At 57.7% G+C, this 5452-nt stretch carries 5 protein-coding genes; all 5 read left to right on the plus strand.

Features of this window, described 5'->3' with window-relative positions; all coding sequences use genetic code 11:
* Positions 1-2869, plus strand: a 2869-nt coding sequence (locus tag AC1DWI_RS12745; protein ID WP_477724950.1) for a pilus assembly protein, incomplete at its 5' end; no start/stop codon positions are given.
* 5 nt (positions 2870-2874) lie between these two features.
* Positions 2875-3384 (plus strand): type IV pilin protein, encoded by a 510-nt coding sequence (locus AC1DWI_RS12750; RefSeq protein ID WP_477668970.1) that lies wholly within the window; start codon positions 2875-2877, stop codon positions 3382-3384.
* A gap of 21 nt (positions 3385-3405) precedes the next feature.
* Complete coding sequence (locus tag AC1DWI_RS12755; protein WP_477724951.1) at positions 3406-3612, plus strand: hypothetical protein; 207 nt, start codon at positions 3406-3408, stop codon at positions 3610-3612.
* A 114-nt stretch (positions 3613-3726) separates the two neighbouring features.
* A complete protein-coding gene (locus tag AC1DWI_RS12760) occupies positions 3727-4032 on the plus strand; it encodes a hypothetical protein (protein ID WP_477724952.1) in 306 nt (101 codons plus the stop codon).
* Between the two features lie 54 nt (positions 4033-4086).
* Positions 4087-5187, plus strand: coding sequence for a bifunctional diaminohydroxyphosphoribosylaminopyrimidine deaminase/5-amino-6-(5-phosphoribosylamino)uracil reductase RibD (ribD, locus tag AC1DWI_RS12765; protein WP_477724953.1), 1101 nt, complete (start codon positions 4087-4089; stop codon positions 5185-5187).
* The last annotated feature ends 265 nt before the right edge of the window (positions 5188-5452 follow it).

A 5452-nucleotide genomic window follows, 5' to 3' on the forward strand; every position in this document is an offset into this window, starting at 1 on the left:
GCTGTCTCCCGGTAAACCGCGTATTGAAGTCCCCCACCCGACGATCGCAGGCCGAAAAATCATCATTCAACCCTCCTACCAGCTGGTTGCGGGCGGCACGGTTGGTGGCGGTACCCTCGTTGACTTCCGCGTAGTGGGCACGCCGACTGCCACGTCAGGGAAATTCCTGATCATCTGGGAAGACTCTGAACAAGGTGGTGACTATGACAGCGATGCCTCCGGTATCCTGCGGTACGAGGTCATAGGCACCAAGTTGTATGTGTACACCCGGGTTTTCAACGCCGCGTCGGTGAACCCCCAGGGCTTTGGCTACACCATATCCGGCAGCACCAAAGACGGCGCGCACTTCCATTCCGGTATCTATACCTACAGTTTCACAGACAGCACCACGCTGACCGTGAAGAAGGCTGACGGTACAGTGCACCCCAATATCAATACATCGGGCGGCTGCAACAATTGCGAAGTGAACCAGGAAGAGAGCCGCGCTGAATATGATTTTGGGACGGCAACCGCTGCTCAGCTTCAGGATCCGCTTTGGCTTGCAGCGAAATGGGGCGGGTTCAGTAAAAATGAAAATGTCACCGTACCACCGTCTGATCCGAAAATTTACTTCGAAAAACCCACCACCGACAAGGCCAACTGGGATGTGAAGAAGCTGGATGGTACGCCTGGCGCAGATGGCTACCCGGATAACTATTTCCTGGCAATTCGCCCCAGCGAGCTGGAAAAAGCCTTGCGCGCCGCCTTCAGTGCGATTGTGGGCGCTTCCAACACGGCGCCTGCACTTGCCGCTTCGCAGCTCACGACTGGCAGCCTGAAATATCTGGCCAGCTTTGACGGCGACGACGGCCATGGCGAAGTGCTGTCATTTATCGTCAAGCCTGACGGTGACTTTGATATTCGCCTCAAGAGCGACGGCACGCTGGACCGCAGCTATTACTACTGGGATGGCCATACCAAATTGACGGCGTCCACTTCGCGGCAGATCATTACCAATGTCGGGAACTCGACCGGCACGCCATTTACCTGGGCAGCCTTGTCGAATGCCGTTAAAACGACTGCGGTGGGCGGCACAGATGCAACGGCCCAGGCCAAGCTCAACTGGCTTCGGGGCAGCCGCGTTGACGAAACCCCGACAGGTCTCCGGTTCCGAAAACGCAATACCAATTCCATCATGGGGCCTGTCGTCAACTCCAACCCCGTGGTGACCTCGAAGCCCAACGCAGACTATTTCGGAACCCTTTTCCCAGGCTACGGTACGTTTGTCACAGCCCAAAAAGACCGCAAGAGCATTCTCTGGATCGGTGCAGGCGATGGCATGCTGCACGGCTTCAACGCTTCCGCAGTCGTATCGGAAGGCGGCACACCCATCGTTTCGTACGTGCCACAACTTGTTCATTCCCGCCTGCAGAACTGGGTAGACCCCGCTGGCGAAAAAGTCCAGTCATTTATGGATGGAACGCCCTACTCCGCGGACGTATTGCTGGGATCCACGATCACCAATGCCGCAGCGCCCGGCTATGACGCCTTGGTCCCTGCAGCCGCCTGGAAAACCTATCTGTTTGGGTCTTTGGGACGCGGCGCCAAGGGTGTGTTTGCTCTTGACGTAACGGATCCGGATACCTTGACAGAAGCAAATGCAGCGAACGTCTTCAAGTGGCAATTCTCCGAAGCAGACGACAGCAGTGGCGACCTTGGATACAACCTGGCGCAAATGGGCACCACGAATCGTTCAAGTCGACAAGCCGGCGCTGTTGCCAAGATGAACAATGGCAAATTTGCGACGATTGTTCCTAACGGCGTCAACAGCACGAACGGATCGGCGGCGCTCTATATCCTGTTTGCAAATGGCCCGTATAGCGGTGTCTGGACGCCCGGCGTGAATTACGTCAAGCTGGTGGCCGCCGCCGGGCCCAGCAATGGGTTGTCGCAAGCTACCTGGGTGGACACGAACAATGATGGGGTCGCCGACGTCATCTATGCGGGTGACCTCAAGGGCAACCTGTGGAAGTTCGACGTTTCAAGCCCCAACCCAGCGCTTTGGAAGGTTGCTTATGCCAATACGGATGGCACCAACAAACGGCCATTGTTCATCGCCAAGCCTACAGATGCATCGGTGAACCGCCTGCCCATCACCTCTGCACCAGAGTATCGGTTCCATCCATTGGGCGGCGTGGTGGTTAATTTCGCAACCGGCAAGTCCATTGTCAGTTCCGACTTCCCTGACGGCTCCGGCAACGTTAATGGGATTTTTGGCATCTGGGATAAACCCATCTATTCCAGCGCCGCCTACATTGCGGATCCGTCGCTGCTCGACAATACGACGACCGGCCTTCCCCGCCTGCGGACGCAGCTGGCAGCCCGCACATTCGTACGCATTACTGTGGATGACGCGGACCCCACCAATGGCATTCTGGGCCAAGGCTATGTGACTGGCGCAGCCATGGACTGGACGAACAACAAGGGTTGGTACATCAATCTGCCGGACACCTCGGAAATGGTGGTGAGTAACCCGACCATGAGCCAAGGCCTGCTGGCAACGGYATCCATCGCACCGTCCGCCACCAGCAGCAACATCTGCTTTAGCGGGCCCGCTGCTTACATCACCTTTGTAGACCCCATCACGGGCTTGCTGAACACGGGGCTCTTTGGCACGATCACGATTGGCGGTGTCGTTTATAACGTCGCGTCCGTCAAGATCATCGACCAACGTGTCACCGTCTCCGGGGATTCAACCGGTACCGCATGTGCCTCGGGGGAACTCAATTGCACAGCTGTCGTTGGTGATCGCACCAGATTGCAGGGCAAGGGAGACAACACGAAAGCGCGAATTTACTGGCGCGAAATTCCCTCCTTCAAGACCAGGTAAAACCTATGAAAATTCCTTTCCACAAGGCAACCGCGAAAAATCGACCCCACGGCGTTGCGCCTCGAAGCAGGGGCTTCACACTGATTGAGCTGATGATCGTGGTCGCCATCATTGGCCTCTTGAGTGCTGTCGCGCTTCCGAGCTACAAGGAGTACGTTGCGAGGGGGCGCAGGGCCGAGGTTCGCACCGTGCTCCTTGAAGCTTCTCAATGGATGGAGCGCCACTACACGGAAAACATGAAGTACGACACCAATACCGCGGGGACCGCGGTGGCCGATTTGTTCCCGGCGAATCTGAAGCAATCACCCCGTGATGGCGGTGGCGCCTACAGCATTGCCGTATCTGCCGCGGCAGCAAGAACTTATACCGTCACCGCAACGCGCAATTCACCTGGCCCAATGTCTGCTGATAAATGCGGCGACTACCAGATCACGAATACGGGCGTAAAAAGCAACGTGAATTATTCAACAGCATTTTCTTCTGCCCAGGATGCAGCCACTTCTTGCTGGAAATGATGAGCCCAGCCGCACCAACCGGTGAAACATAAGAAGGAAAGACGTTTTTCTCAGCACAACCGCTGGGTGATTGCGGCCATTGCTTCCCTACTCATGCACGGTAGCGTGCTGTTGTTCGTATCGCAATCCATCGAAAAACCCGGAAAAACTGCAACTGCGGCACGTCCGGCGAATCACAGCATGGTCGTTCGGGTCATGACCGAGCCCAGCAATGCTGCTCAGGCATAACCCACCGAGTCCATACCGCCTGAAAAGCTTGCGGCAACTATCAAACCAGCGCCTGCTGAAGGTTTGGTTGCCCCCGGCCAGGAGCTTTCTTCCACCAGCCCGAGAAAGCCCGGCATGTCTGATGTTCGTTTTTTTGACATTGAAGAGGTCGACCAGCCGGCCCTTCCGATGCTCGACTGGAACTTTCCGGACAAAACTGCAACAAGCCTGAAACTGCGTCGTCTGGTCATAGAAATATGGATTGCAGAGGATGGCCGTTTGCTGGATATGAACATCATTTCTTCGAGACCAGAAATCAGCCGAAGCCAGCAAGCCGAAATCATAGAGGCGCTTATGCAGACGAAAATGACCCCCGCGACAAGGCAAGGGAATATAGTCGCCAGTCGCAGGGTGCTGGAAATGGGCTTTGCCTCAGAATGAAATCCCTGACCCTACAACCTTTCAGCTTAAATCTGCCCCGTTAGAAAATCCATCATGAACCCAGCGATGCTGCAGACCTTGCGTGTGGCCGAAGAGGCGTTGTATCTCAGCGCGCCAAACCCTCGCGTAGGTTGCGTCCTGACCGATTCAGGTGGAAGCAAAATTTTGGGAACTGGCCATACCCAGCAGGCAGGCGGCCCCCACGCCGAAATCATGGCCCTGCGCGATGCAGCGAATAAAGGCCACTCGGTCAAAGGCTCCACCGCCTATGTCACCCTCGAGCCCTGCTCCCACCACGGACGAACAGGCCCCTGCTGTGATGCATTGACTGCCGCTGGCATCAAAAAGGTGGTCGCCTCGATAGCGGACCCCAATCCGCTGGTGGCCGGCCAGGGATTTGAGCGCCTGCGGGCCGCCGGCGTCGAGGTGGAGGTCGGGCCGGGCGCCGAGGAGTCCAGGGAACTGAATATCGGCTTTTTCAGCCGGATGATCCGCAAAACCCCCTGGGYCCGCCTGAAAGTTGCCGCTTCGCTGGACGGCACCACGGCGCTGGCCAACGGTCAGAGCCAGTGGATCACCTCGCCTGAGGCGCGGACAGACGGCCACGCGTGGCGGGCCCGGGCCTCCGCCGTGCTGACGGGCATCGGGACCCTGCTGGAGGATGACCCTCAGCTGGACGTGCGGCTGGTGGAAACGCAGGTGCAGCCCTGCCGCGTGATTGTCGACAGTCTGCTGCAAACACCGCCTGGTGCCAGGATATTCCAGTCAGGAGGTCCGGTGTGGATCTACACCGCCACACGAGGCTCGCCACAAGAAGCCGCGCTGGTCGCCAAAGGTGCGACGGTCACCTGCCTGCCCGACGCCCGGGGAAAAGTGGATCTGGCGGCCATGATGAAAGACCTGGCGCAGCGCGAAATCAACGAACTGCATGTCGAAGCCGGCAGCAAGCTCAACGCATCGCTGATCCGCAGCGGGTTGGTGGATGAATTCCTGGTTTACCTCGCGCCCAGGCTGCTTGGGCCTGGCCAGGGCATGGCTGCCCTGGAACCCCTGCAAACGCTCGCGAACGGGCTCCAACTCCAGTTCCTGTCTACCGACAGGGTCGGGCCCGACCTGCGTATCGTCGCTCGCCTGGCGGGCCGGGAAGCTTTCTAGCGCAATGGTGGACATCGGTCTTCCCTGCGAACGCTCGCAAAACACCCATATCCGCTATCAAAACAATAGCTGCTTGCGCCCGTAACCATTGGGTTACGGCCATTTTCCCTTAGATATAGACGTCTGAACCGGCCCACGCGTGCCTGCACAAGCCTTGTGAATCACGGCTGAACACCCTCTTTTCCGGGCCTTTGGCGCTGTCTGCGCCGCCGCGCCCGGATTCCCTGCGAAAATGGCACCATGTTTACCGGAATCATTACCGGCT

Source organism: Polaromonas sp. P3_C2, from assembly GCF_056402675.1.